At 62.2% G+C, this 21,018-nt stretch carries 22 protein-coding genes; 10 read left to right on the plus strand and 12 right to left on the minus strand.

Translation table 11 applies throughout. The annotated features are described in order from the left end of the window. Nucleotides 1–179: 179 nt before the first annotated feature. Together cobT and AC3WWH_RS22070 are read left to right on the plus strand one after the other, a co-directional pair. Nucleotides 180–1,196 (plus strand): nicotinate-nucleotide--dimethylbenzimidazole phosphoribosyltransferase, encoded by a 1,017-nt coding sequence (gene cobT / locus AC3WWH_RS22065; RefSeq protein WP_057248828.1) that lies wholly within the window; start codon nucleotides 180–182, stop codon nucleotides 1,194–1,196. A gap of 331 nt (nucleotides 1,197–1,527) precedes the next feature. Continuing rightward, nucleotides 1,528–1,941 (plus strand): diacylglycerol kinase, encoded by a 414-nt coding sequence (locus AC3WWH_RS22070; RefSeq protein WP_058324051.1) that lies wholly within the window; start codon nucleotides 1,528–1,530, stop codon nucleotides 1,939–1,941. A gap of 4 nt (nucleotides 1,942–1,945) precedes the next feature. Here the strand turns inward: AC3WWH_RS22070 and AC3WWH_RS22075 are convergent, their stop codons facing one another. Continuing rightward, a complete protein-coding gene (locus tag AC3WWH_RS22075; RefSeq protein ID WP_058324052.1) occupies nucleotides 1,946–2,491 on the minus strand; it encodes a GNAT family N-acetyltransferase in 546 nt (181 codons plus the stop codon). A 3-nt stretch (nucleotides 2,492–2,494) separates the two neighbouring features. After that, nucleotides 2,495–4,030, minus strand: a complete 1,536-nt coding sequence (locus AC3WWH_RS22080; RefSeq protein ID WP_058324053.1) for a sensor histidine kinase — start codon at nucleotides 4,028–4,030, stop codon at nucleotides 2,495–2,497. A 314-nt stretch (nucleotides 4,031–4,344) separates the two neighbouring features. Between AC3WWH_RS22080 and AC3WWH_RS22085 the strand changes: the two genes are divergently transcribed. The 3 genes from AC3WWH_RS22085 to AC3WWH_RS22095 all read left to right on the plus strand — a co-directional run bounded on the left by AC3WWH_RS22085 (nucleotide 4,345) and on the right by AC3WWH_RS22095 (nucleotide 6,117). Then, nucleotides 4,345–4,932: a thermonuclease family protein gene (locus AC3WWH_RS22085; RefSeq protein ID WP_058324054.1), complete on the plus strand. Its 588-nt coding sequence runs from the start codon at nucleotides 4,345–4,347 to the stop codon at nucleotides 4,930–4,932. Beyond that, nucleotides 4,925–5,563, plus strand: coding sequence for a uracil-DNA glycosylase family protein (locus AC3WWH_RS22090; RefSeq protein ID WP_058324055.1), 639 nt, complete (start codon nucleotides 4,925–4,927; stop codon nucleotides 5,561–5,563). Before AC3WWH_RS22085 ends, AC3WWH_RS22090 begins: the two co-directional genes overlap by 8 nt. A gap of 65 nt (nucleotides 5,564–5,628) precedes the next feature. Beyond that, complete coding sequence (locus AC3WWH_RS22095; RefSeq protein WP_057248834.1) at nucleotides 5,629–6,117, plus strand: Lrp/AsnC family transcriptional regulator; 489 nt, start codon at nucleotides 5,629–5,631, stop codon at nucleotides 6,115–6,117. Nucleotides 6,118–6,236: 119 nt separating this feature from the next. Here AC3WWH_RS22095 and AC3WWH_RS22100 read toward each other — a convergent pair whose 3' ends face one another. After that, nucleotides 6,237–6,938: a DNA alkylation repair protein gene (locus tag AC3WWH_RS22100; RefSeq protein ID WP_058324056.1), complete on the minus strand. Its 702-nt coding sequence runs from the start codon at nucleotides 6,936–6,938 to the stop codon at nucleotides 6,237–6,239. Next, a complete protein-coding gene (locus AC3WWH_RS22105) occupies nucleotides 6,935–7,804 on the minus strand; it encodes an NAD(P)-dependent oxidoreductase (RefSeq protein WP_057248836.1) in 870 nt (289 codons plus the stop codon). Before AC3WWH_RS22105 ends, AC3WWH_RS22100 begins: the two co-directional genes overlap by 4 nt. A gap of 402 nt (nucleotides 7,805–8,206) precedes the next feature. On the opposite strand from AC3WWH_RS22105, the gene AC3WWH_RS22110 reads away from it, so the two are divergent. Beyond that, nucleotides 8,207–9,175 (plus strand): DMT family transporter, encoded by a 969-nt coding sequence (locus tag AC3WWH_RS22110; protein WP_058324057.1) that lies wholly within the window; start codon nucleotides 8,207–8,209, stop codon nucleotides 9,173–9,175. A gap of 21 nt (nucleotides 9,176–9,196) precedes the next feature. On the opposite strand, the gene AC3WWH_RS22115 is transcribed toward AC3WWH_RS22110, so the two are convergent. Further along, nucleotides 9,197–9,319, minus strand: a complete 123-nt coding sequence (locus tag AC3WWH_RS22115; RefSeq protein ID WP_492377280.1) for a hypothetical protein — start codon at nucleotides 9,317–9,319, stop codon at nucleotides 9,197–9,199. A 47-nt stretch (nucleotides 9,320–9,366) separates the two neighbouring features. Continuing rightward, on the minus strand, nucleotides 9,367–10,194 hold the full coding sequence (locus AC3WWH_RS22120; protein ID WP_057248838.1) for a class I SAM-dependent methyltransferase: 828 nt from the start codon (nucleotides 10,192–10,194) through the stop codon (nucleotides 9,367–9,369). A gap of 204 nt (nucleotides 10,195–10,398) precedes the next feature. Between AC3WWH_RS22120 and AC3WWH_RS22125 the strand changes: the two genes are divergently transcribed. Further along, complete coding sequence (locus tag AC3WWH_RS22125; RefSeq protein WP_057248839.1) at nucleotides 10,399–11,124, plus strand: DUF2270 domain-containing protein; 726 nt, start codon at nucleotides 10,399–10,401, stop codon at nucleotides 11,122–11,124. 118 nt (nucleotides 11,125–11,242) lie between these two features. Here the strand turns inward: AC3WWH_RS22125 and AC3WWH_RS22130 are convergent, their stop codons facing one another. From AC3WWH_RS22130 to AC3WWH_RS22145, 4 genes are all read right to left on the minus strand, one after another. Continuing rightward, entirely contained in the window at nucleotides 11,243–11,509 is a 267-nt protein-coding gene (locus AC3WWH_RS22130; RefSeq protein WP_057248840.1) for an usg protein, read from the minus strand. Between the two features lie 165 nt (nucleotides 11,510–11,674). After that, nucleotides 11,675–12,505 carry an ABC transporter permease gene (locus tag AC3WWH_RS22135; protein WP_057248841.1) on the minus strand — a complete coding sequence of 277 codons (831 nt, stop codon included), beginning with the start codon at nucleotides 12,503–12,505 and terminating at the stop codon, nucleotides 11,675–11,677. Further along, the gene (locus AC3WWH_RS22140) at nucleotides 12,502–13,305 is read right to left on the minus strand and encodes an ABC transporter permease (protein ID WP_057248842.1); all 804 of its coding nucleotides are present in this window, start codon (nucleotides 13,303–13,305) and stop codon (nucleotides 12,502–12,504) included. The genes AC3WWH_RS22135 and AC3WWH_RS22140 overlap by 4 nt, the downstream gene beginning before the upstream one ends. A 168-nt stretch (nucleotides 13,306–13,473) precedes the next feature. Beyond that, on the minus strand, nucleotides 13,474–14,256 hold the full coding sequence (locus AC3WWH_RS22145) for an ABC transporter substrate-binding protein (protein WP_058324058.1): 783 nt from the start codon (nucleotides 14,254–14,256) through the stop codon (nucleotides 13,474–13,476). Nucleotides 14,257–14,673: 417 nt separating this feature from the next. On the opposite strand from AC3WWH_RS22145, the gene AC3WWH_RS22150 reads away from it, so the two are divergent. The 3 genes from AC3WWH_RS22150 (at nucleotide 14,674) to AC3WWH_RS22160 (ending at nucleotide 19,782) form a co-directional block, all read left to right on the plus strand. Further along, complete coding sequence (locus AC3WWH_RS22150) at nucleotides 14,674–17,022, plus strand: OmpA family protein (RefSeq protein ID WP_058324059.1); 2,349 nt, start codon at nucleotides 14,674–14,676, stop codon at nucleotides 17,020–17,022. A gap of 145 nt (nucleotides 17,023–17,167) precedes the next feature. Beyond that, entirely contained in the window at nucleotides 17,168–17,911 is a 744-nt protein-coding gene (locus tag AC3WWH_RS22155) for a polysaccharide deacetylase family protein (protein WP_113399127.1), read from the plus strand. 269 nt (nucleotides 17,912–18,180) lie between these two features. After that, nucleotides 18,181–19,782: a tetratricopeptide repeat protein gene (locus AC3WWH_RS22160; protein ID WP_058324061.1), complete on the plus strand. Its 1,602-nt coding sequence runs from the start codon at nucleotides 18,181–18,183 to the stop codon at nucleotides 19,780–19,782. Between the two features lie 46 nt (nucleotides 19,783–19,828). Here the strand turns inward: AC3WWH_RS22160 and mobB are convergent, their stop codons facing one another. Then, nucleotides 19,829–20,356 carry a molybdopterin-guanine dinucleotide biosynthesis protein B gene (gene mobB / locus AC3WWH_RS22165; RefSeq protein ID WP_058324062.1) on the minus strand — a complete coding sequence of 176 codons (528 nt, stop codon included), beginning with the start codon at nucleotides 20,354–20,356 and terminating at the stop codon, nucleotides 19,829–19,831. Continuing rightward, on the minus strand, nucleotides 20,353–21,015 hold the full coding sequence (mobA, locus tag AC3WWH_RS22170) for a molybdenum cofactor guanylyltransferase MobA (protein ID WP_058324063.1): 663 nt from the start codon (nucleotides 21,013–21,015) through the stop codon (nucleotides 20,353–20,355). The genes mobB and mobA overlap by 4 nt, the downstream gene beginning before the upstream one ends. Nucleotides 21,016–21,018: the final 3 nt, after the last annotated feature.

Raw genomic sequence — 21,018 nt, forward strand, 5'->3', positions numbered from 1 at the left:
GCAGATGTCACCGCCGCCCGCAAGTGAGAGCAGGGTGAGCATGCAAAACGCCGTGCGTCGAATCGTCCGTCCCGTGACGGATCATGCTCCGGCGACGCCGATTGGCGCAAATGCCGTTGCCCGAATATTCGACGCCCTCTATGAGGAGCGTAGATTCACGATATGCAAGGATTCCCAGCATGAGTGCCAGCGGTCTGCCGTTTGATGATTTCCGCGAATTGTTGCGTAACCTGCCGGGGCCGGATGCGGCAGCGCTGGTCGCGGCGCGCGAGCGGGACGCACAGCTGACGAAGCCGCCGGGCGCGCTCGGACGTCTCGAAGAGATCGCCTTCTGGCTCGCCGCCTGGACCGGCAAGGCGCCGGCGGTCAACCGGCCGCTGGTGGCGATCTTCGCCGGCAATCACGGCGTCACCCGTCAGGGCGTCACCCCGTTCCCGTCGTCCGTTACCGCCCAGATGGTCGAGAATTTCGCCGCCGGTGGTGCTGCGATCAACCAGATCTGCGTCAGCCACGACCTCGGCCTCAAGGTCTTCGACCTGGCGCTCGAATATCCGACCGGCGACATCACCGAGGAAGCGGCACTTTCGGAGCGGGATTGCGCGGCCACAATGGCTTTCGGCATGGAGGCGATCGCCGGCGGCACGGATCTGCTGTGCATCGGCGAGATGGGCATCGGTAACACCACCATTGCGGCGGCGATCAATCTTGGCCTCTACGGTGGCACCGCCGAGGAATGGGTCGGTCCGGGTACCGGTTCCGAAGGCGAGGTACTGAAGCGCAAGATCGCCGCTGTCGAGAAGGCGGTGGCGCTGCATCGCGATCACCTTTCCGATCCGCTCGAGCTGATGCGCCGCCTCGGTGGTCGCGAGATCGCGGCGATGGCGGGCGCGATCCTCGCAGCCCGCGTGCAGAAGGTGCCCGTCATCATCGATGGCTACGTGGCGACTGCGGCAGCGGCAATCCTGAAGGCGGCCAATCCGTCAGCCCTCGACCACTGCCTGATCGGCCACGTCTCGGGCGAACCGGGCCATATCCGCGCGATCGAGAAGCTCGGCAAGACGCCGCTGCTGGCGCTCGGCATGCGGCTGGGCGAGGGCACGGGTGCGGCCCTTGCCGCCGGCATCGTCAAGGCGGCGGCCGCCTGCCACAGCGGCATGGCGACCTTCGCGCAGGCTGGCGTCAGCAACAAGGAATAATCAAGATACGGCCGGCTTTCACGGCAAAGCCGGCCGATTGCTGTCCAAAGCCTGTCGCGGGCGCTATTCCCGCGTGTGGCGGGCCTTGATGGCCGCGTGCTTCTCGCCTATCCAAAGCGCACATGCAGCCCTAACTATTGTCTGACAGCGCCGCGCGTCTCGTCAGACGCGCAAAGGTCGCTGCAGCACTTTGAAGTGCTGCATGTTTTCATCCTTAAGTCGGATGGAATTTAAGGAAACATGCAGCAGACGCCTGCAACCGGCAAACGCCTTGCATTCGCCTCATTCACGATGTCGAAGCAAGCGCAGTTTCAAGCCTTGTCGAGAAGAAATGGACGCCAAGAACACCACGCACCGCATTGGACAGACGAGTCCCGTCGAGAAGCAGACCGGCATTCGGCATCTCTTCGCTGCCGCCAGCTATTCGCTGGGCGGCGCGAAACGGCTGATCAGCGAGGCTGCTTTCCGCCATGAGCTGATCGCTTTCGGCATCGCCATGGTTGCCTTCGCCATCGTCGGCGCGACCTTTTTCCAGTTCGTGGCGATGGCGATCCTGTTCCTGCTGATGATGGCCTTCGAGGCGATCAACACGGCGATCGAGGAAATCGTCGATCGGGTCTCGCCGGAAATCTCGGAAATGGGCAAGAACGCCAAGGATCTCGGCTCCTTCGCCTGCCTCTGCCTGATCATCGCCAACGGCGTCTATGCCGGCTACGTCGTGATCTTCGACGGTTTCATGAACTGATCCGTTACCGCCGATCGTTCGGCGCGATCCGATAGAGCACGTGCGGGCGCAGCGGGTTGCCCTCTGGCACCGTCACGTCATCGAAATCCTCCGCCGGATCCGAGCGCATGCCGAGCTTTTCCATAAGCGCGCGTGATGGTTCGTTGATGCGCGAGGTATAGCCGATAACCTCGGCAAGCGCGAGCGCCGACCAGGCATGGTGCAGACAGGCGCTTGCCGCTTCGAGCGCATATCCTTGCCGCCAGTAGGGGCGGGCGAGGATCCAGCCGATTTCGACATGCGGGCCACCGGGGATTTCGTCTCCGGCATGCGAAAGGCCGAGACCGCCGATGAGCGCTCCGTCAGCCTTGCGCTCGACGGCCACAAAGCCGAAGCCGTGTCTGCGCAGGTGCCGGTCGCAGTCGGCGATCATCGCCGCGGTATTCTCTCGCGTCAGAATGTCAGGAAAATAGTAGCGGCGCACGTCCGGATCGGCATTGGCGACGGCAAAGGGCGCGACGTCGCGCTGCTCCCAGGGCCGAAGCCTCAAGCGTTGCGTTTCGATGAACATGGATCAGGCGAAACTCTTGCGACGACGGATCGGGGCTGCCACGTCCTCGACTGCCGGCAGGCTCTCGAGCACGCGGCGGGCCGGCAGGATGGCGATCGCCTCGGTGCCTTCCCGAAGCTTGGAGCGCAGGATGAATTCGCCATTGTGCTTGGCGAGAATGGCCTGGACGATGGGCAGGCCGAGGCCGGTGCCCTGCTCGGCGCTCTTGATGGCGATCGAGCCCTGACCGAAGGCCGACAGAACGATCGGGATTTCCTCTTCCGGGATGCCCGGACCGTTGTCCTTGATCGAGAGATATTGTCCGCCGCCGGCCGTCCAGCCGACCTTGAAGGTGACTTCGCCGCCCGAATTGGTGAATTTCACGGCGTTGGACAGCAGATTGAGGATGACCTGCCGCATTGCCTTCTCGTCGACCCAGACCGAGGGCATGCCAAGTTCGAACTGCGAGTGGATGGTAATGTTCTTGGCACGCGCCCTCAATTGCACCATGCCGACGCAATCCTCGGCGATCTCGACGAGGCTGACCGCATCCTCGTTCAGGTCGTAGCGGCCGGCCTCGATGCGCGACAGGTCGAGGATCTCGTTGATCAGGTTCAGCAGATGCTCGCCGGAACGATGGATATCGTTGGTGTATTCCTTGTAGGTCGGGTTGCTGAGCGGACCCAGGACCTCCGTCGACATGACCTCGGAGAAGCCAAGAATGGCGTTCAGCGGCGTGCGCAATTCATGCGACATGGAGGCCAGGAAGCGCGACTTGGCGAGGTTCGCTTCCTCCGCCCGGCGCCGCGCCTCGTCCGACATCGACTTTGCCACTTCGAGCTCGGCGATCAGGTCATCCTTCTCCGATTGAACCGAGAGGATGTGGACATTGGCGCGGTTCATGCGATCGGTCATGAACACGAGGAAGAGCAGCGCCAGCGAGATGATGCCCGTGAGGCCGATATAGATCGGATTGCCCGTCGTCAGCGAGACAAAGGCCAGTGCGGCGACCACGGGCGTGAAGGTGCAGAGCAGGGCATTGCGCAGCAGGAACGTGCCCATGGCAGTGGCCGCAAGCGCGAAAAGCAGGGCAGTGCCCTCGAAGAAACCGAAGCGGACATCGCCGCACGACGCGCAATCCTGCGCAACGAAGGCGGCCCAGCAAAGACCAATCAACACCTGGCCGAGCAGGAAGCGCCGGCGCCAGACCGGGACCTTTTCGGCAACGATGTCCTTCTTGCACGCCTTCCTCGCTAGCACCAGCGTCACCGCATGCGCCGAAAGGGTCATGACGGCCCAGACGATGATGCTGAGATTGCCGGAGAGATAGACCCCGACGGCGGCAATCAGGGCGACGAGCACCGGTATGGCGATGGCGCCGTGCAGGGCCGAATCGATGTAAAGATTGAGCATTTCGCGCTCGAAGCCCGAAGGCACGGACGAGCCCGTTTGCAGCCGCTCTCGCGTCGCGCGAACCGTCCTCGAAACGGCCTTGTTTCGATGGTTTCGCGACTTGTCGACAATGATCTTATCTGTCGAGGTGCTGGCAGCGATACTCATGCTCTTATGCGAAGGTTATGGTTTCGTTGCAGTCTAGTGAGCAATCCTTAAGAAGTTGCTGCCGTGTGTGAAGGATTCGACAACCATTATGGCGCGGTGGTGTCCATGGGCCAAAAGTTGAGAGCCGGCACATGAGGTTCCGCCTCTAAGTTTTTGGAATCGTCGATGTTTGTGATGCGGTCCCGGTTCGATCAGGGAGCGCGCGTAGCGATAAAGGTGCAGGAAACGTGAAATCGGGCCGGGCGAGATACCGCTTCACCGGCGGGCGAGTCGGAGGGTCTTCGGGGCGATCGCGATCGGCCGGCCGTGGCGGCATGCTCGGCGGATGGATCATTCTTCTGCTGCTTTCGATCGTCGCCTATTACGCCGACAAGCTGCCCGTGGGGGAGCGTGCCACAACCGGGGAGGCGCGTGGAGCGGCGTCCGCGAGCGACGGCGACAGTCTTCGCCTTGACGGCAAGCGCATTCGCATCGAGGGGATCGATGCGCCGGAACTCGACCAGAGCTGCGAGCGCGACGGCGAGACCTGGGATTGCGGCCGCCAGGCGCGCGAACGCCTGAGGGCGCTGATTTCCGCCGGCGATGTCCGCTGTCGTTTTCACGGACGCGATCGGTACGGCCGCGACCTCGGCACATGCGAAGCGGGCGGGCGGGACATTGGCCGTGAGATGGTGCTCTCCGGGTATGCGGTCAGCTATGGGCACTATCAAGCGGAAGAGGCACGGGCAGAGAAAGAGCGGCGCGGCATCTGGGTCGGCACGTTCACGACCCCGCAGGAATGGCGCCGCACGAATGGCCATCCGGACGAGGGGCCGCATCTGGTCGATGGTTGGCTCGAGACCATGAGGCGCTGGCTCATGGAGCAGCTGACCGCCTTGTTTGCGGGTATCGGCGATGCCTGAGAACGATTTCCCTGACCTGGAGCGGCTGAGAGCGGAAATTGCCGCCTGCCGCATCTGTCGCGACAGCCCGCTGCGTGGCGACGACGACCGTCTGCCGCACGAGCCGCGACCGGTGGCGGTGATCTCGACCACGGCACGCATCCTGATCGCAGGACAGGCGCCCGGGCTTCGTGTGCATGACAGCGGCTTGCCGTTCAACGATGCATCCGGCGATCGGCTCCGCCAATGGCTGGCGGTGGACCGCGAGACCTTCTACGATCCGGCGAAATTCGCGATCGTGCCGATGGGCTTCTGCTTTCCCGGTTACGACGCCCATGGCAGCGACCTGCCGCCGCGGCGGGAATGCGCGCCGCTCTGGCGGCAGCGGGTGATGGATCGGATGCCGCAGGTCGAGCTGGTGCTGGCGATCGGGCATTATGCGCAGCGCTGGCACATCGGTCCGGAATGCCCGAAATCGATGACGGAGACGGTGAAGGACTGGCGGCGCTACGCGATGCGCAATGCGGATCCCGCCATTCTGCCGCTGCCGCATCCGAGCTGGCGCAACACCGGCTGGCTGAAGCGCAATCCCTGGTTCGAGGCCGATGTTCTGCCGTTCCTGCGGGAGCGGGTTCTTATGCTCACAACCTGAAACAATTTTCTTTATCTTCACCAATTTCGCGCTATAGAGGGAAAAATAATTCGAGAGGGACTTTCATGGACCGCCTAGACCGCAAAATCCTGCGCCTGTTGCAGGAGGATTCCACGCTGGCCGTTGCCGACCTTGCCAAGAAGGTGGGACTTTCGACCACGCCGTGCTGGCGGCGCATCCAGAAGATGGAAGAGGACGGCGTCATCCGCCGCCGTGTCGCCCTTCTCGATCCGGTAAAGATCAACACCAAGGTCACGGTGTTCGTGTCGATCCGCACGAATTCGCACTCGATGGAATGGCTTCGCCGCTTCTCCGAGGTGGTGTCCGAGTTTCCCGAGGTGGTCGAATTCTACCGCATGAGCGGCGACGTCGACTATCTGCTGCGTGTGGTCGTTCCTGACATCGCCGCCTACGACGCGTTCTACAAGCGCATGATCGCCAAGATCGAGATCCGTGACGTCTCCTCTGCCTTCGCCATGGAGCAGATCAAGTACACGACCGAGCTTCCGCTCGATTACATGATGATCGACCAGGCGAAATCCGCCGAGGATTGAGACGCCTGCGCTAGAGCATTCCAGGAAAAGTGTGAAACGGTTTTCCGTCCGGAATGCGTAATTTCAAAAACTTAGATCACTTCAGTGTTTCGATGAAACAATGAAATGATCTAGCGGGCTCAGCTTTGATCGAGACCAAGCCGCGCGAGCACCTTGTCGCTCTTAAGTTCGCGAACCGCGTCCTTGCCCGTCCAGCGGGCGGCGCGGTTTGCGCTTTCGGCCAGGCGCTCTGCGAGCGCCAGTGCAGGACCATGGCAGGCGGAATTGCGCTTGCCGATCTGTCGGAGCGCCCAGTTGACCGCCTTCTTCACGAAGTTCCGCTCGTCGGTTGCGTGCCGCTCGATCAGCGGCAACCAGTTCAGGAGCGTCGCGTCCGGTTCCTTCTTCAGGTGGACCGCAGCGGTCGCAATCATCGCGAAGGCGATGCGCCGGACGAATTCACGTTCGTCGGCCGCGAATTCCGGGATCAGTTCGCGCTCGAAGCGGGCGGCGATGAAAAGGTCGGCAACGGTGTCGACCACTTCCCACGAATTGCAATCGTCGCCCCAGCGGCGCGCCTCTTCCAGCGTCAGTTCTTTCGGGTCGGCGGTAAACGCGGCCAGGATGCGCGCCTCGCGGATGCCGGACTGCCAAAGCTTCAGCGCGCGGCGGTGATCCACCTTCACCTGCCGCGTCACCTTGTGCAGCTCGACATTGGAGAGCCCGAGGGCGGCTTCGGTGACGATGCCGAAGCGCGCCATGCCGGCGAGATTGTCTTCAGAGCCGAGCGACCGCAGGTGAGCGATGATCTCGTCTGCGGTCGAGGACGGGCCGAGGCTCATTTTTCGAGGCGGGCGAGCAACGAGGACGTATCCCAGCGGTTGCCGCCCATTTCCTGGACATCGCCGTAGAACTGGTCGACGAGAGCGGTCACCGGCAGCTTGGCACCGTTGCGGCGGGCCTCCGCCAGCACGATGTCGAGATCCTTGCGCATCCAGTCGACCGCAAAGCCGAAGTCGTACTTGCCGGCGTTCATCGTCTTGTGGCGGTTTTCCATCTGCCAGGAGCCGGCAGCACCCTTGGAGATGACGTCCACAACCTTCTCGATGTCGAGCCCGGCCTTCTTGCCGAAGTGGATGCCTTCGGCCAGTCCCTGGACGAGGCCGGCGATGCAGATCTGGTTGATCATCTTGGTGATCTGGCCGGCGCCGGCCGGGCCCATCAGGCCAACCATGCGGGCAAAGGCTTCGATGACTGGCTTGGCGCGATCGAAAGCCGGTTCATCGCCGCCGCACATGACGGTCAGTACGCCGTTTTCGGCGCCGGCCTGGCCGCCGGAGACCGGCGCATCGATGAAGTGAGCGGTGCGCGCCTTCGCTGCCGCATAGAGTTCGCGGGCGACTTCGGCCGAAGCGGTGGTGTTGTCGATGAAGACGGCGTCGGCCTTCAGCGTTTCGAAGGCGCCGTCCTTGCCGGTCGTTACCGAGCGCAGGTCGTCGTCATTGCCGACGCAGGAGAAGACGAACTCGGCGCCATCGGCGGCTTCGGCCGGTGTCCGCGCTGCGCGGCCGCCGAACTCGGCCGCCCATTTCTCGGCCTTGGCGAAGGTACGGTTGTAGACCGTCAGCTCGTGTCCGCCGCGGACCTTGAGGTGGCCGGCCATGGGATAGCCCATGACGCCGAGACCGATGAATGCGACCTTTGCCATTTTCCGAATACTCCCATTGCTTTCGCTTTGGTGTAGCCGATGGAACGGGAGCGGAAAAGAGTGCTGTTATGTGGCACAGGCCAGCAATGGTGACGAGGGTGGCGTTGGCAGTTGCGTACCGCGAGCAGTCACCAGGCGCTTCAACTGCCGAGAAAACCCACCCCGCCGTACATTCTGGTACACATCTGCGCTCGCCAAACACACGCCGTATACATGGAGCCGCTCTAATCCAGCGAGGTTGGCCCCGAAGTTGAAGTCCAACGCGCCCTTCCAGGCACAGTTCGCTCAACTGCTAGGTCGTTCAAGCGCCGACTTCCAATCTGGAAAAGGTGTTTGTCAAACACATGCATGGCGGACCGTGAAGGGAAGCATTAGCGTCCGAAAAACCAATGAGGCCGGACTATGGACAAGAGTTTCTACATAGGCGTTCTTGCCGCGCTCTTCGCGGCCTTCGCCTTTTCGCTCAACTTCGTTGTGCCTTTCATCATCGGCGACTACTCCACCTTTGATTTTGCTCTTGTCCGTCATGTGGTCTCGGCTCTGGTCGGCCTCTGCATTCTGTTTTCGGATAGAGGGGTGATACAACACCTGACGCTCCGAAACTGGCTTTCAGCAATTTGGCTCGCCTTCATCGGCTACGTCGGCTACTTCCTGACGGTGACAGGAGCTGCCATCTTTGCTGGGCCGGTGATTGCTCCCGCCTTTCTCGGTTTGGTTCCGCTCGTTCTGATGGTGGTCGGCAACCAGCGGCAGGGATCGGTGTCATGGCAATCCCTGACGGTGCCTCTCATGCTGGTGCTGCTCGGTCTTGTTTTCGTCAATGGCACAGCGTTCACGGCAGAGGGACTGGAATCCGTCCGTTCCTTCTGGATCGGTGTTCCGCTGGCGCTTGCGGCGGTGGCGTTGTGGGTCTGGTTTGCGATTGCCAATCAGGCCGCCTTGGCCGTCCGACCTGAAATGCCCTCCGGTGTGTGGTCCGCGCTTATACTCGTTGGCGGAGGAGTCTTGATGCTGGCCTTCTACCCGGCTGGAGCAGCGATGGGTCTCTTTCAGCTTCCAAAACTCGGTTTTGGGTGGCACGCCGCCGGCTCACTCTATCTTTGGGGTACATCCTTCGCGCTTCTGGCAACCGTATGCGGAGTGTGGGCGTGGAATGTCGCGTCTCGAACCTTGCCCGTTGCACTGGCCGCGCAATTGATCGTTTCGGAAACGGCATTTGGGGTCATCGGCGGTCTCGTCGTTCATGCACGATGGCCGACCGCGATGGAAGCTGCGGGGATCGCAATCCTCATCGGTGGGGTCGTTCTGTCAGTTCGCATTTTCTACGAAAGGCAGTTTTCATTGGGCAAGACGGCGCTGGCGCACCAGTAGGCGCTCCGCGGCCGATCGGCGTCAGCGCCCAGCCGCCGCGGGCCAAAAGCTGCCATTGGTGGCGCCTGCGACATAGCGCTCGAAAAGAGCGAAGGGCGCGATGCTCCCTTCGCATGACGCCTCCTGCACCGCGAATGTTGCCATGCGATTATCCTTACATCGAATACGACCTAAGGAAACATGTCTGCCGATCAGGGCTTGAAGCGCGCGATTACCAGATGGCCGGCGATCGGTTCGCCTTCTTCCAGACGCACGGTGATGTCGCCCACTTCGACGATCTCGAAACCGGTGGCGGCGAGACGGTTGCGGAGATAGCTCTCGGCGTGTGCGAAGCGCTGGTGCGGGCCTACCATAAAATCGCGACCGGCGAAGGTCTCGGTGGGCAGGGTCTCGCTGGAGAAGATCAGGAGGCCCCCGGGCACCATGTTGTCGACGGCGCCGAAAAACAGCGCTTCGAGCGCGCCCATGTAGGGAAGCACGTCGGTCGCAACGATCAGATCGAAGGGCTCGTCGTCGTTGTCATCGAGATAATCGACCGCTTCGGCGACGTAGAGCGTCTCGTAGAGATCCTTCTCATGGGCGATCTCGACCATGTTTTCCGAGAGGTCGATGCCGGTGATGTCGTCGGCCATATCACGGAGCGCGCCGCCGGTGAGCCCCGTGCCGCAGCCGAGATCGAGCACACGATCGAACGGGCCAAGCTCAAGCGCCTGCAGCCGCTGGCGCACGAGGAGCGGCACGCAGTAGCCGAGCTGGTCGACGAGCACATTGTCGAACACTTCGGCATGCTGGTCGAAGAGGGTGGCGACATAGGCGTCAGGCGCCTTCACCGGCGTCTCGCCGCGTCCCATCGAGGCCAGGCGCACGGCAGCGCCGCCGTGGTCTTCCGGGTCGAGCGCCAGCACTTCGGCATAGGCATCGGCGGCGGCATCGAACTTGCCGGATTTTTCCAGGGAGAGGGCGCGGTTATAGGCTTCCGCCAGCGCTTCCTCGTCGATTTTCGTGCTCTTCTGGGTCATGGGGCGTTTCTTACGTCCGCAGAGGCGCTTTGGCAATCGCCGTCGGCGATCGTTTACCGGAGCGGATTAATCGGTATCCGGACGACAAATAGGTTTTCATTGGCCTTTTGAACGAAAAACGGCGCCCTGCGACGCCGTCGGGATTTATCGGCGAGAGGAAAGGAGTCATCATCGCAAGCATAAGAAAAGACGGGAGGAACGCCGATGTCCGCCGAGCTCGGCCCGCTGATCATCAGTGCGGAGGTCAAGGAGCCGAAGGGGCCGCCGCTGCCGCAAACATCCCAGGAGCAGATCAACGCGGTCGTGCACTATTATCGCGGTGAAATGGGCCGTATGGCCGGCTGGCGCGACCGCATCGACCGAACCTCGAACTGGGCGATCACCGTGGTTGCGGCGCTGCTTTCGGTATCGCTGTCGACGCCGACGTCACATCACGGCGTGCTGCTCTTCGCGATGCTGCTGATTACGCTGCTGCTCTTGATCGAGGCGCGGCGTTACCGCTTCTTCGATGTCTATCGCGCCCGCGTGCGGCAGTTGGAACGCGGATACTTCGCGCAAATCCTGGCGCCGGACGGCGCGCCGAACTTCAATTGGGCGGCGGCGATCGCCAAGAGCCTGCGCAAGCCGGCATTTCTGATGACCTATCGCGAGGCGCTCTGTCGGCGGCTGCAGCGCAACTATTGCTGGATGTATCTGATCCTGCTGCTGGCCTGGGCGCTGAAGATCTCCTCGCCGAAGATGTCGGCCAATGGCGAACCCTTCGGGCATGTGCGGTCCTGGACCGATGTCGCCGAGAATGCCGCACTCGGCCCTTTGCCTGGCTGGCCGGTGGTCCTGGGCGTTCTGCTGTTCTATGCGCTTGTCCTTTACGGCTCGCTGCACAGGGAGCCGCGTGAAGGCGAACTGGCGCATGGCGAGGTGCATGTCTGAGAGCGCATCGGCTGCAGCGTCCGCAACGCTGAGCGATCGCGGTTATCAGGGCTTGCCGATCGCAACGCCGGTAGCCTGACCGAAGGCCACCTTAGGCTCCTCGGTTTCGATCGGCGGTTCAGTGCAGAATGAACTCGCCTTTGAGCGCGCGCCATTCCGTCGCCGAGATCAGCTTGCGATGCACATAGCGCACCGAATGCAGCGGTCCATCCAGTTTCTCTTCCCAGAATTTCAGGAAGCTGCGCATTTCCGGAAAGTCCGGTGCCAGGTCGTAGTGCTGCCACACATAGGTCTGGAGGAAGGTTGGATGATCCGGCATGTGGTAGAGGATCTGAGCGGTCGTCAGGCCGTAGCCCTTCAGTTGCAGTTCCATTTCGTTCGTCATTAGGACCTCACTTCTCGCAAAGGTTGGTCTCTATGATGAAACGCCCGATTTCTTAATCAAGGGCTAATATTTGCCCTGAAATGAAACTTTCGTAAGAAATAACAAAAGCTTGGCAGCATCTCACGGAGAGTGCTGCCAAGCTTTGCTCGTCGGTGATTTCCGGAATCAGCGCTTGAGGTGACGGGTCAGCCGCGCTTCCAGCATGCTCCAGATGTTGCGCAGGATCTCGACCATGATCAGGTAGAGAATGGCCGCCCAGATATACATCTGGAAGTCGAAGGTGCGGGAAAAGGCGTAACGGGTTTCGCCCATCAGGTCGAAGACGGTGACGATCGCGACGATCGCCGAGCCCTTGATCATCAGGATGATTTCATTGCCGTAGGGGCGCAGCGCCACGATCATCGCCTGCGGCAGGATGATCTTCCAGAAAGCGACGCGCTCGGGCAGGCCAAGGGCGGCGGCACCTTCACGCTGTCCGCGCGGCACGCTCCCGATTGCGCCACGCAGGATTTCCGCCTGGTAGGCTGCGGTGTTGAGCGTGAAGGCGAAGAGCGCGCAGTTCCACGCATCGCGGAAAAACCACCACAGGCCGACCGTTTCCAGCTGCGGGCGGAAACTGCCGAGGCCGTAATAGATCAGGAAGAGCTGCGCGAGCAGCGGCGTGCCGCGGAAAAAATAAACATAGCCGTAGGCGAGCCACGACCAGAGCTTGTTCTTCGACATGCGGGCAAACGCGATCGGCAGCGACAGAAGGGCGCCGAGGACGATCGAGATCGAGACCAGCATCAGCGTGACGCCGAGGCCGGAGAGGAAGCGCGGACCGTATTTCGCGAATTTCTCCGGGTCCCAGCCATTGACGACGGTCAGGAAGATGCCGACGCCAAGCGCCAGCCAGACGCCGAGCGCGACGCTGCCGACGAAGCGGGTCAGCGTATAGGGCCTTGGCGGAACCGGAGGCGGGGCCTGCGGCGGGATCATCGTTGCAACAGTGCTCATCGGCCCATCTCCGCACGTTTGGTCCAGCGTTCCAGGTTCGCAAAGACGATCGAGGAAATCATCGCGAGGATCAGGAAGAGCACGCAGGCGACACCATAGAATTCAAAGGCTTGCTTGGTAACGCGGGCGGCTACGCCGGTCTGGCGCAGGATGTCGGTCAGGCCCACCACCGAGACGAGGGCGGTGTCCTTGAGCAGCGCCATCCAGAGATTGCCGAGTCCGGGCAGCGCGATGCGCACGAGCTGCGGCAGGATGATGAGGCGCATGGTCCTGCCGCGATGCAAGCCAAGGGCATCGCCGGCCTCGTATTGTCCATGCGGAATGGCCTTGAAGGCCGAGAGCAGCACTTCGGAACAATAGGCGGAGAACACGACGCCGAGCGCGATCATGCCGGCGAAGAAGGCGTTGATCTCCACCGGCCCCTCGTAGCCGAGCGTCGCCAGCAACTGCTGAACGAGGATCTGCAGGCCGTAATAGACGATGAAGAGCGTCAGCAGTTCGGGCAGGCCGCGGAAGATCGTCGTGTAGATATTGGCGGCCAACCGTATGGTGCGCTCTTCGGACTGCTTTCCGAGGGCGATGAAAAAGCCGATCAGCAGGCCGACGGGCAGCGTCGCGATGGCAAGGCTCGCGGTAACCACGAAGCCGTAGGCGATATCGTCGCCCCAGCCTGTGTCGCCGCAGGCCAGCAAGGTGCCGGGCGCCAGCCAACGAAAGACCCCGACGGGGCCGCAGAATGGATCGACGATCGATCCGATCCAGGAAAGGATGGAATAGAAGCCGGCAAACAACCCGCTCATGTCAGAAGTTTCCCCTTTGCGCCGTTTTTGTGTGTATCGATCGCGCTTTGTTTTAGGCTCTTGTCAAACAAAAACGGCGGAAGGGCAAGCCGTCCGCCGTTGCATTTTTCGCATGAACTGACGTTTCTCCGGCATGATTCACTAGGAAATCGCGCCGGATCCCGTCAATCAGCTGCCATAAACGTCGAACGGGAAGTACTTTTCGTTGATTTCCTTGTACTTGCCGTTGGCGCGGATCGCTTCGATCGCCTTGTTGAACTTTTCGCGCAGCGCGTCGTCGCCCTTGCGCACGGCAATGCCGGCGCCTTCGCCGTTGATGACGGGGTCGATCGGCAGCGTGCCGAGCAGCTTGCAGCAGGCACCGTCTGTCGACTTCAGCCATTCGGAGAGAACGACCACGTCGTCGATGACGGCGTCGATACGGCCGTTGGCGATGTCGAGCTTGTATTCGTCAGCCGTCGGATAGAGCTTGATGTCCGCACCCTTCATATGCGCTTCGGCATAGTTGGAATGGGTGGTGGAGCCCTGCGCGCCGAGCGTCTTGCCCGCAAGCGCTGCCTCGGTCGCCTCGGTGATCGGCGAATCCTTCGGCACGACAATTGCCGGCGGCGTGTTGTAGTACTTGTTGGTAAAGTCGACCTTTTCCTTGCGCTCGGCAGTGATCGACATGGATGCGATGATGGCGTCGAACTTCTTGGCGATCAGCGCCGGAATGATGCCGTCCCAGTCCTGCGTGACGAAGGTGCATTCGGCCTTCATTTCCGTGCACAGTGCCTTGGCGATGTCGATGTCGAAGCCCGTCAGCGTGCCGTCCGCTGCAAGGTTGTTGAAGGGCGGGTAGGCGCCTTCCGTGCCGATAACGACCTTTTCGCCGTCGGCCATGGCCGAGCTTGCCATGAGCACGAAAACGGCAGCCGATGCGGCGGCTGCCAGCCGCTTGGAAATACGCATGATAGTCCTCTCTGTTGGCCGACATCCGGTTTTTTGTTTTTCACGGATGCCAATTTCTGCCGGAGCGTTTGCCTCCGGTTGCGGCGATATTCGTACTCTTTTCCTGTAAAAATCAACAGGAAAGCGACGGTGCTCACCGGGAAAAGGATTTCGACCGCAGATTGTGGTAGCGGGTCGCGCAATGAACATGAACGGTGCGTTCAGCGCCGGTTAATCTTGCCTCCGCTAGCCCTTATCAAGGAACCGGCGCGTGGCTCGGGCATTGCACTTGACGGCGCGTGTCGTTGGCAACACAAAAAAGCCGGAACCTTGGGTCAAGGCCCCGTGAGTATTCGCGTTCGCACCCATTCTTAGCCGTGTCATACGCTGGGAAGAGGATGCGGGACCAGGACCTCCCAAGAAGAGGAAGGAAGACAAATGTCGATTCGATCCAAGCTGTTTGCAACCGTCGCGCTGCCGGTGCTGTCGGTGTCCGTCGCGGTTCCGCCCGCTGTCGCCGACAACCTGATGAAGCCATTCGAGGTTGCACAGGAGGGTGGCGGTCAGTCTGAGGAAGAGCTGCTGCTGCAGAAGCAGCGCCAGGCCGAAGAAGAGGCAGCACGCCAGGCGGCCGAACAGCAGAAGGCGGCCGAAGAAGAGGCTGCGCGCCAGGCTGCTGAGCAACAGAAGGCTGCCGAAGAAGAGGCTGCCCGCCAGGCCGCCGAACAGCAGAAGGCCGCTGAGGAAGAGGCTGCCCGCCAAGCCGCTGAACAGCAGAAGGCCGCTGAGGAAGAGGCTGCCCGCGCGGCGGCTGAACAGCAGAAGGCTGCCGAGGAAGAGGCTGCCCGCGCGGCGGCTGAACAACAGAAGGCTGCCGAGGAAGAGGCTGCCCGTGCAGCCGCTGAACAGCAGAAGGCGGCTGAGGAAGAAGCTGCCCGCCAGGCGGCCGAGCAGCAGAAGGCCGCTGACGAGCAGAAGGCTGCCGAAGAGCAACAGAAAGCCGCTGAACAGCAGAAGGCCGCAGAAGACGAAGCGGCCCGCCAGGCTGCCGAACAGCAGAAGGCAGCTGAAGAACAGCAGAAAGCTGCGGAACAGGCTCAGCCCGGTACCTGCGTGGTGCCAAAAGGTCAGGATGCATCGACCGCATGCCCGCCGGAAGGCGGCAAGGCAGCCGAACAGCCTGCGACCACCGAAGAGCAGAAGGCCGGCGAGCAGCCGCCCGTGACCGAAGAGCAGAAGGCAGGCGAACAGCCCGCGCCGACCGAAACGGCGCCGGGCACGGAGCCGCAACCCCAGACTGGCGAAGGCCAGCTTGTACCGGGCACGGAGCAACCGCAGACCGGCGAGGGCCAGCCTGTGCCCGGCACGGAGCAACCGCAGACCGGCGAGGGCCAGCCTGTGCCTGGCACCGAGCAGCCGCAGACCGGCGAAGGTCAACCCGTCCCGGGGACCGAGCAGCCGGCGACCGCCGAGCAGCAGCCGCAGGTGCAGCAGCCGGTTCCGGAAGTGGTCGACACCCGCACCGAAGAAGAAAAGGTGAAGATCGCCGAAGACCCGGCGGCGACCGACGAGACCGTCGTTCTGCCGGTTGAAAACGGTGCGGCCGTGCTCGACAGCGACAAGGACGCCGACAATGCCGGCGGCAACCAGGCGCGCGAAGAGCGCCAGAAGCTGCGCGAGGAGCTGCGCGCCAAGGAAGAAGACGCGCCGGCGCCGGCAGACGATGCCGCATCCCAGGCTGCCATCACCGCCGAGACCCCGGCCGACCTGACGCAGAAGATCGAGGCGAACCTCAACGAAAAGGGCACGCGCGTCGATGAGGCGCCGGTCTTCGTGGTTCCGGAGACGACCAACATCGTCAACAACACCGTCATCAACAACACGGTGATCAACAACAACACGACCATCAACAACGTCACCAACAACATCACCGAGGTGAAGGTCGTCGAGCAGGTCGACAACCGCGTGATCCTCGGCGTCGGCGATCAGATCTTCGTGCGCGGCGACGACCGTCCGCGTCTGCGTCACGATGCGGAAGAGACCTATTACGACGAACTTCCGCGCGGCCGCACCCGCGAAACCATCCTGCGTCCGGGCGGCTACCGGATCGTCACCGTCTACAACCGCTACGGCGACATCCTGCAGCGCTCGCGCGTTGACCGCGACGGCAACGAATATCTGATGATCTATGCTCCCGAGCGTGACGAAGGCCCGCGTCCGGCGATCACCGACGTCGGCTACGAACTGCCGCCGATGCGTCTGCGCATCCCGGTGAGTGATTATATTGCCGACGTTTCCGACGACCCGGACCGTGACTACTACGAGTTCCTGGCCGAGCCGCCGGTCGAGCGCGTCGAGCGCGTCTACACGATGGACGAGGTGCGTCATTCGGCCCGCCTGCGCGACAAGGTTCGCCGTATCGATCTCGATACGATCACCTTCCCGACGGGCAGCGCCGAAGTGTCGATGTCGCAGGCGAAAACGATGCGCAAGGTCGCGGCCGCAATGGAGAAGGTTCTGGCGAAGGATCCGGGTGAAACCTTCTTCATCGAAGGCCACACTGATGCCGTCGGCTCGGACCGCTCGAACCTCGTGCTTTCGGATAAGCGCGCCGAATCGGTCGCATCGCTGCTGACCGAGGTCTACGGCATTCCGCCGGAAAACCTTGTGACCCAGGGCTACGGCGAGCGCTTCCTCAAGGTGCGGACTGAGGAGGCCGAACAGCAGAACCGCCGCGTCACCATTCGCCGCGTCACGCCGCTGGTCCGTCCGGTCGCGCAGCGCTAACAAAGTCGCCCAGCGCTGATCAAAGTCGCACAGCGCTGATCAAGCTTCGGGCAGGAATGTCCGAATAGCTCTAGGAAACCCGCCTCGCAAAAGGCGGGTTTCCGTCGTTTCACAGATCTCCAGCCTCTTTAATTTCCGGATTGCCATGAAAGCCGTTGCCCTGCCGTTCCTCGCCTTCATCATGCTCACCCAATCGGCTGTCGCAGCACCGGGGCTCGTGGAGCCGGATCTGCGGCTGCCGGCCAATCCAGATGGAAAGAGCGGGGCGCCGCGCGTCGCCCTGACGCTCGATGCCTGCAGCGGCGCGACCGACATGCGCATCCTCGGCACCCTGATCGAGAACCACATTCCGGCGACAATCTTCGTGACCGCGCGCTGGCTGAAGCGCAACGGCCTCGTCGTCGAGGTGATGAAGGCGCATCCGGATCTGTTCGAGATCGAGGATCATGGCGCCATGCATGTGCCGCCGATCGACGTGAAGGTCTCGGTCTATGGTCTGGCGGCGGCCGGGTCGGAGGCTGCGGTTGCGGCCGAAGTCGATGGCGGTGCGACGGCGATCAAGGCGCATGGCCTGCCGGCGCCGCACTGGTTCCGTGGGGCAACCGCCAAATATACCCATTCGTCGATGAGCCAGATCCGCGCCATGGGTTATCGCATCGCCGGCTACTCGGTGAACGGCGACGGCGGCTCGCTGCTCGGCGCAGCCGTCGCCGAAAAGCGGATTCGCGCAGCGAAGGACGGCGATGTCATCATCGCCCATATCAACCAGCCGACCCATTCCGCCGGCGCCGGCGTCGCGCGCGGCATCCTCGACCTCAAGGCGAAGGGCTACAGCTTCGTCCGATTGAATGACATTCCGGATGAAATGACGGTCGGCGCGACGAATTGACGGATTTTGGCGGCTGGCTGCGGAAAATGTCCGTCAGGAAATGGTCAGCGCCGGAAAATGTCTGCGTCGAGTGATATCTCCCCGAGCGCGGCGATGTTCCATATCCCATATCGCGTGGTGGATTGTGCGTGCTCGACCAAGCCGTTTCTCTCATGACAGTTGCAAGGCCGCTGCTCGACGCAAAGTAGCGGCTTGTCGAATTCCATTTTCCGTTGCCGGCAGCTCCCCCTTAGGCTTGTCGAGCTATGCGTCTGGCTCTGGAGGAGTGGATGAAGCGTATCGTTATCGGGTTCGTTATCGCGCTGCTATCGCAGGCATTCGCGTCGCCTGCGCGCGCGGATGGTGCGAGTGCGCCATTGCAGCCGTTCGAGCAAGTGCTGGAGCGCGCCGAGAAAGGCGATGTCGAGGCTGAGATCGATATCGGCATACGCTACCAGACAGGTGAGGGTGTTGCGCGCGACGTTTTGAAAGCCATCGGCTGGTACGGGAAGGCGGCCGCGAAGGGCAATGCGAAGGCGCAGTTCCTTCTTGGTACGATCTATTTCAATGGTGCCGAAGGCGTGAAGCAGAACTATGCCGAGGCGCTACGCTGGTTTCGGCTTTCAGCCGACCAGAAGACCCCGGCCGCGCAATACAGTCTCGGGGTTCACTACGAACAGGGGTTGGGTGTTGCCAAGGACGAGGTGCAGGCGGTGGCCTACTACCGGCAGGCAGCGGAACAAGGTTATGCCGCGGCCCAATACAACCTCGGCTATCTGCTTCAGGAGGGGCGCGGCGCGAAGCGCGATCAGGCCGCGGCTTTTGAATGGTATCGCAAGGCGGCAGAGCAGGGGTTGGTGTCGGCCATGCACAATCTGTCCATCGCCTATTTTCAAGGAAACGGCACGCTGAAGAATGATGCGGAGGCCTACCGATGGACGTCGCGAGCCGCGATCGCCGGCGAGGCCCGCGCTCAGTACAATCTCGGCTTCATGTACGAGAAAGGTGCCGGGGTGGAACGCAATCTGGCCGAAGCGCTGCGCTGGTATCTGCGTGCCGCCGAGCAGGGAGACATCGAAGGGCAAGCGAATGCCGGCCGGCTCTATTTCAACAGTGAGGCCGGGCGGATCAATGCCAGGGAGGGCATTCGCTGGCTCCGCCCTGCAGCAAACGCCGGCAACAAGGACGTGCAAAATCTCCTCTGTGGCGTTTACGTGCGCGCCTTCGGCGTCGGGCGCGACGATCGGGAGGCGGTGAGATGGTGCCGCAAGGCGGCCGACCAGGGCATGGTTTCGGCGCAGGTGGATCTGGCGATCTTCTATATGCTGGGTCGAGGCGTCGAGAAGGACGAGGCTGCGGCGTTCGAACTGTTCCTGAAGGCAGCAAAACAGGGGAATCCGCAGGCCCAGATGAATGTCGGCGTCATGTACCTGAACGGTACCGGCGTGGCGGAAAACTACGCGGAAGCGCACCACTGGTTCCTGACGCTCGCTGAGCGCGATGATCCAAAGGGTCAATTCAATCTGGCGGTCATGTATGCAAACGGCCAGGGTCTCGAGAGAAACGCTGAGGAAGCGGTGCGGCTCTACAGGCTCTCGGCCGAGCAAGGCTATGCCTTGGCGCAGTACAATCTCGCCATGGCCTATCTCAACGGGATCGGTGTCGAAATCGACGCCCCGGCTGCCGTCAGTTGGTTCCGTAAGGCGGCCGAACAAGGAAATGCCGACGCGGAGCTCAATCTCGGCATCGCCTATGCCAGAGGCGATGGCGTGGAGAAGGACCTTTCGACCGCCGCCGAATGGTATGCCAAGGCGGCCGCGCAGGGGATGCAAAAGACGCAACAGGCGCTGGCCGGGCTGCCGAAGGCGTATCGCGACGCTTCGCAGCGTTGAAGCCTGAAGCGCCGCTGTGTCTGATCAGTATGGAAACATGCCGTCGTCAGGAGGCGTTGTCCTTGCGCTGCAATCCGGTGACCTGCTCGACGAAATCGGCGATGGCAGAGGTGTCGTCGAGATCGAACACCGCGAGATCAGTGTCCGCAACCGGGTGATCGGCAGCGATCGCGCAGATATGCGGATCGGTGGGGGCCAGCGGCTCGCGGTTCGCCGATTCCAGGCGCCGGGCCTCGATCTTCGGGATCGGTTCGCGCTTGTAGCCCTCGACGAGCACAAGATCGCAAGGGGCAAGCCGCGCAAGGATGTCCTCGAAGGACGGTTCCAGTGCGCCGCGCAATTCGTGCATGATCGCAAACCGCGTGCCGGAGACGATCGTCACCTCGTGGGCGCCAGCCTCGCGATGGCGGTAGCTGTCGGCGCCGACCTTGTCGATGTCGAAGTCGTGGTGCGCGTGCTTGACGGTGGAAACCACGTAGCCGCGCTGCGTCAATTCGGTGACGAGCCGCACCATCAGTCCGGTCTTGCCGGAATTCTTCCAGCCGGCGATGCCGAAGATCTTCATGGCGTTCATGCTCTGCTGTCCTCGAAAAAGCTCAACCATTCCTTCGCCTCGGTGAGATCCGCAGGAGTGTTGACGTTGAAGAAGGGATCGAATGCGCCCTTCGGCGTCATGGTGACAGGAAAGTCGACCGTTACCGAGGCATGGCGTTCGATGAAGGCACGGACGCGCCGCTTCGGGTCGCTCGTCAGCCAGGTCTCCAGCTCGTCGGCGAGCGCAACTGGCCAGAGCGCAAACAGTGGATGCATCTGGCCGACGGATGCCGCGACGGAAATCTGTTGACGTTGGGTCAAGGCGGCGATCAGTCGCGCGACGAGGTCGTCAGGAAAGAAGGGCGTGTCGGTCGGAACGACCACGACATGGGATGCTTCCGGCGTAGCCCCTGCCACATAGCGCATGGCCGTCAGCACGCCGGCGAGCGGTCCGAGAAAGCCCGGAACCGTATCGGCAACAACGGGCGTATTTCCGTCGATGGTGTCTGCCGGTTCGGCGTTGAGGTTGACGGCTATGCTGGTGACCTGGGGACGAAGCCGCGCGATGATGTGCGAAAGCATCGTGCGGCCACCCAGGTGAAGGTCAGACTTCGGGCTTCCCATGCGGCGCGACAATCCGCCTGCGAGGATGACGGCGGGCAGCGGTTCGCTGATCAGAGGGCGTGAGGTGTCCGGCATCGC

It is taken from the genome of Ensifer sp. EB106-03-01-XG145, from assembly GCF_058792075.1.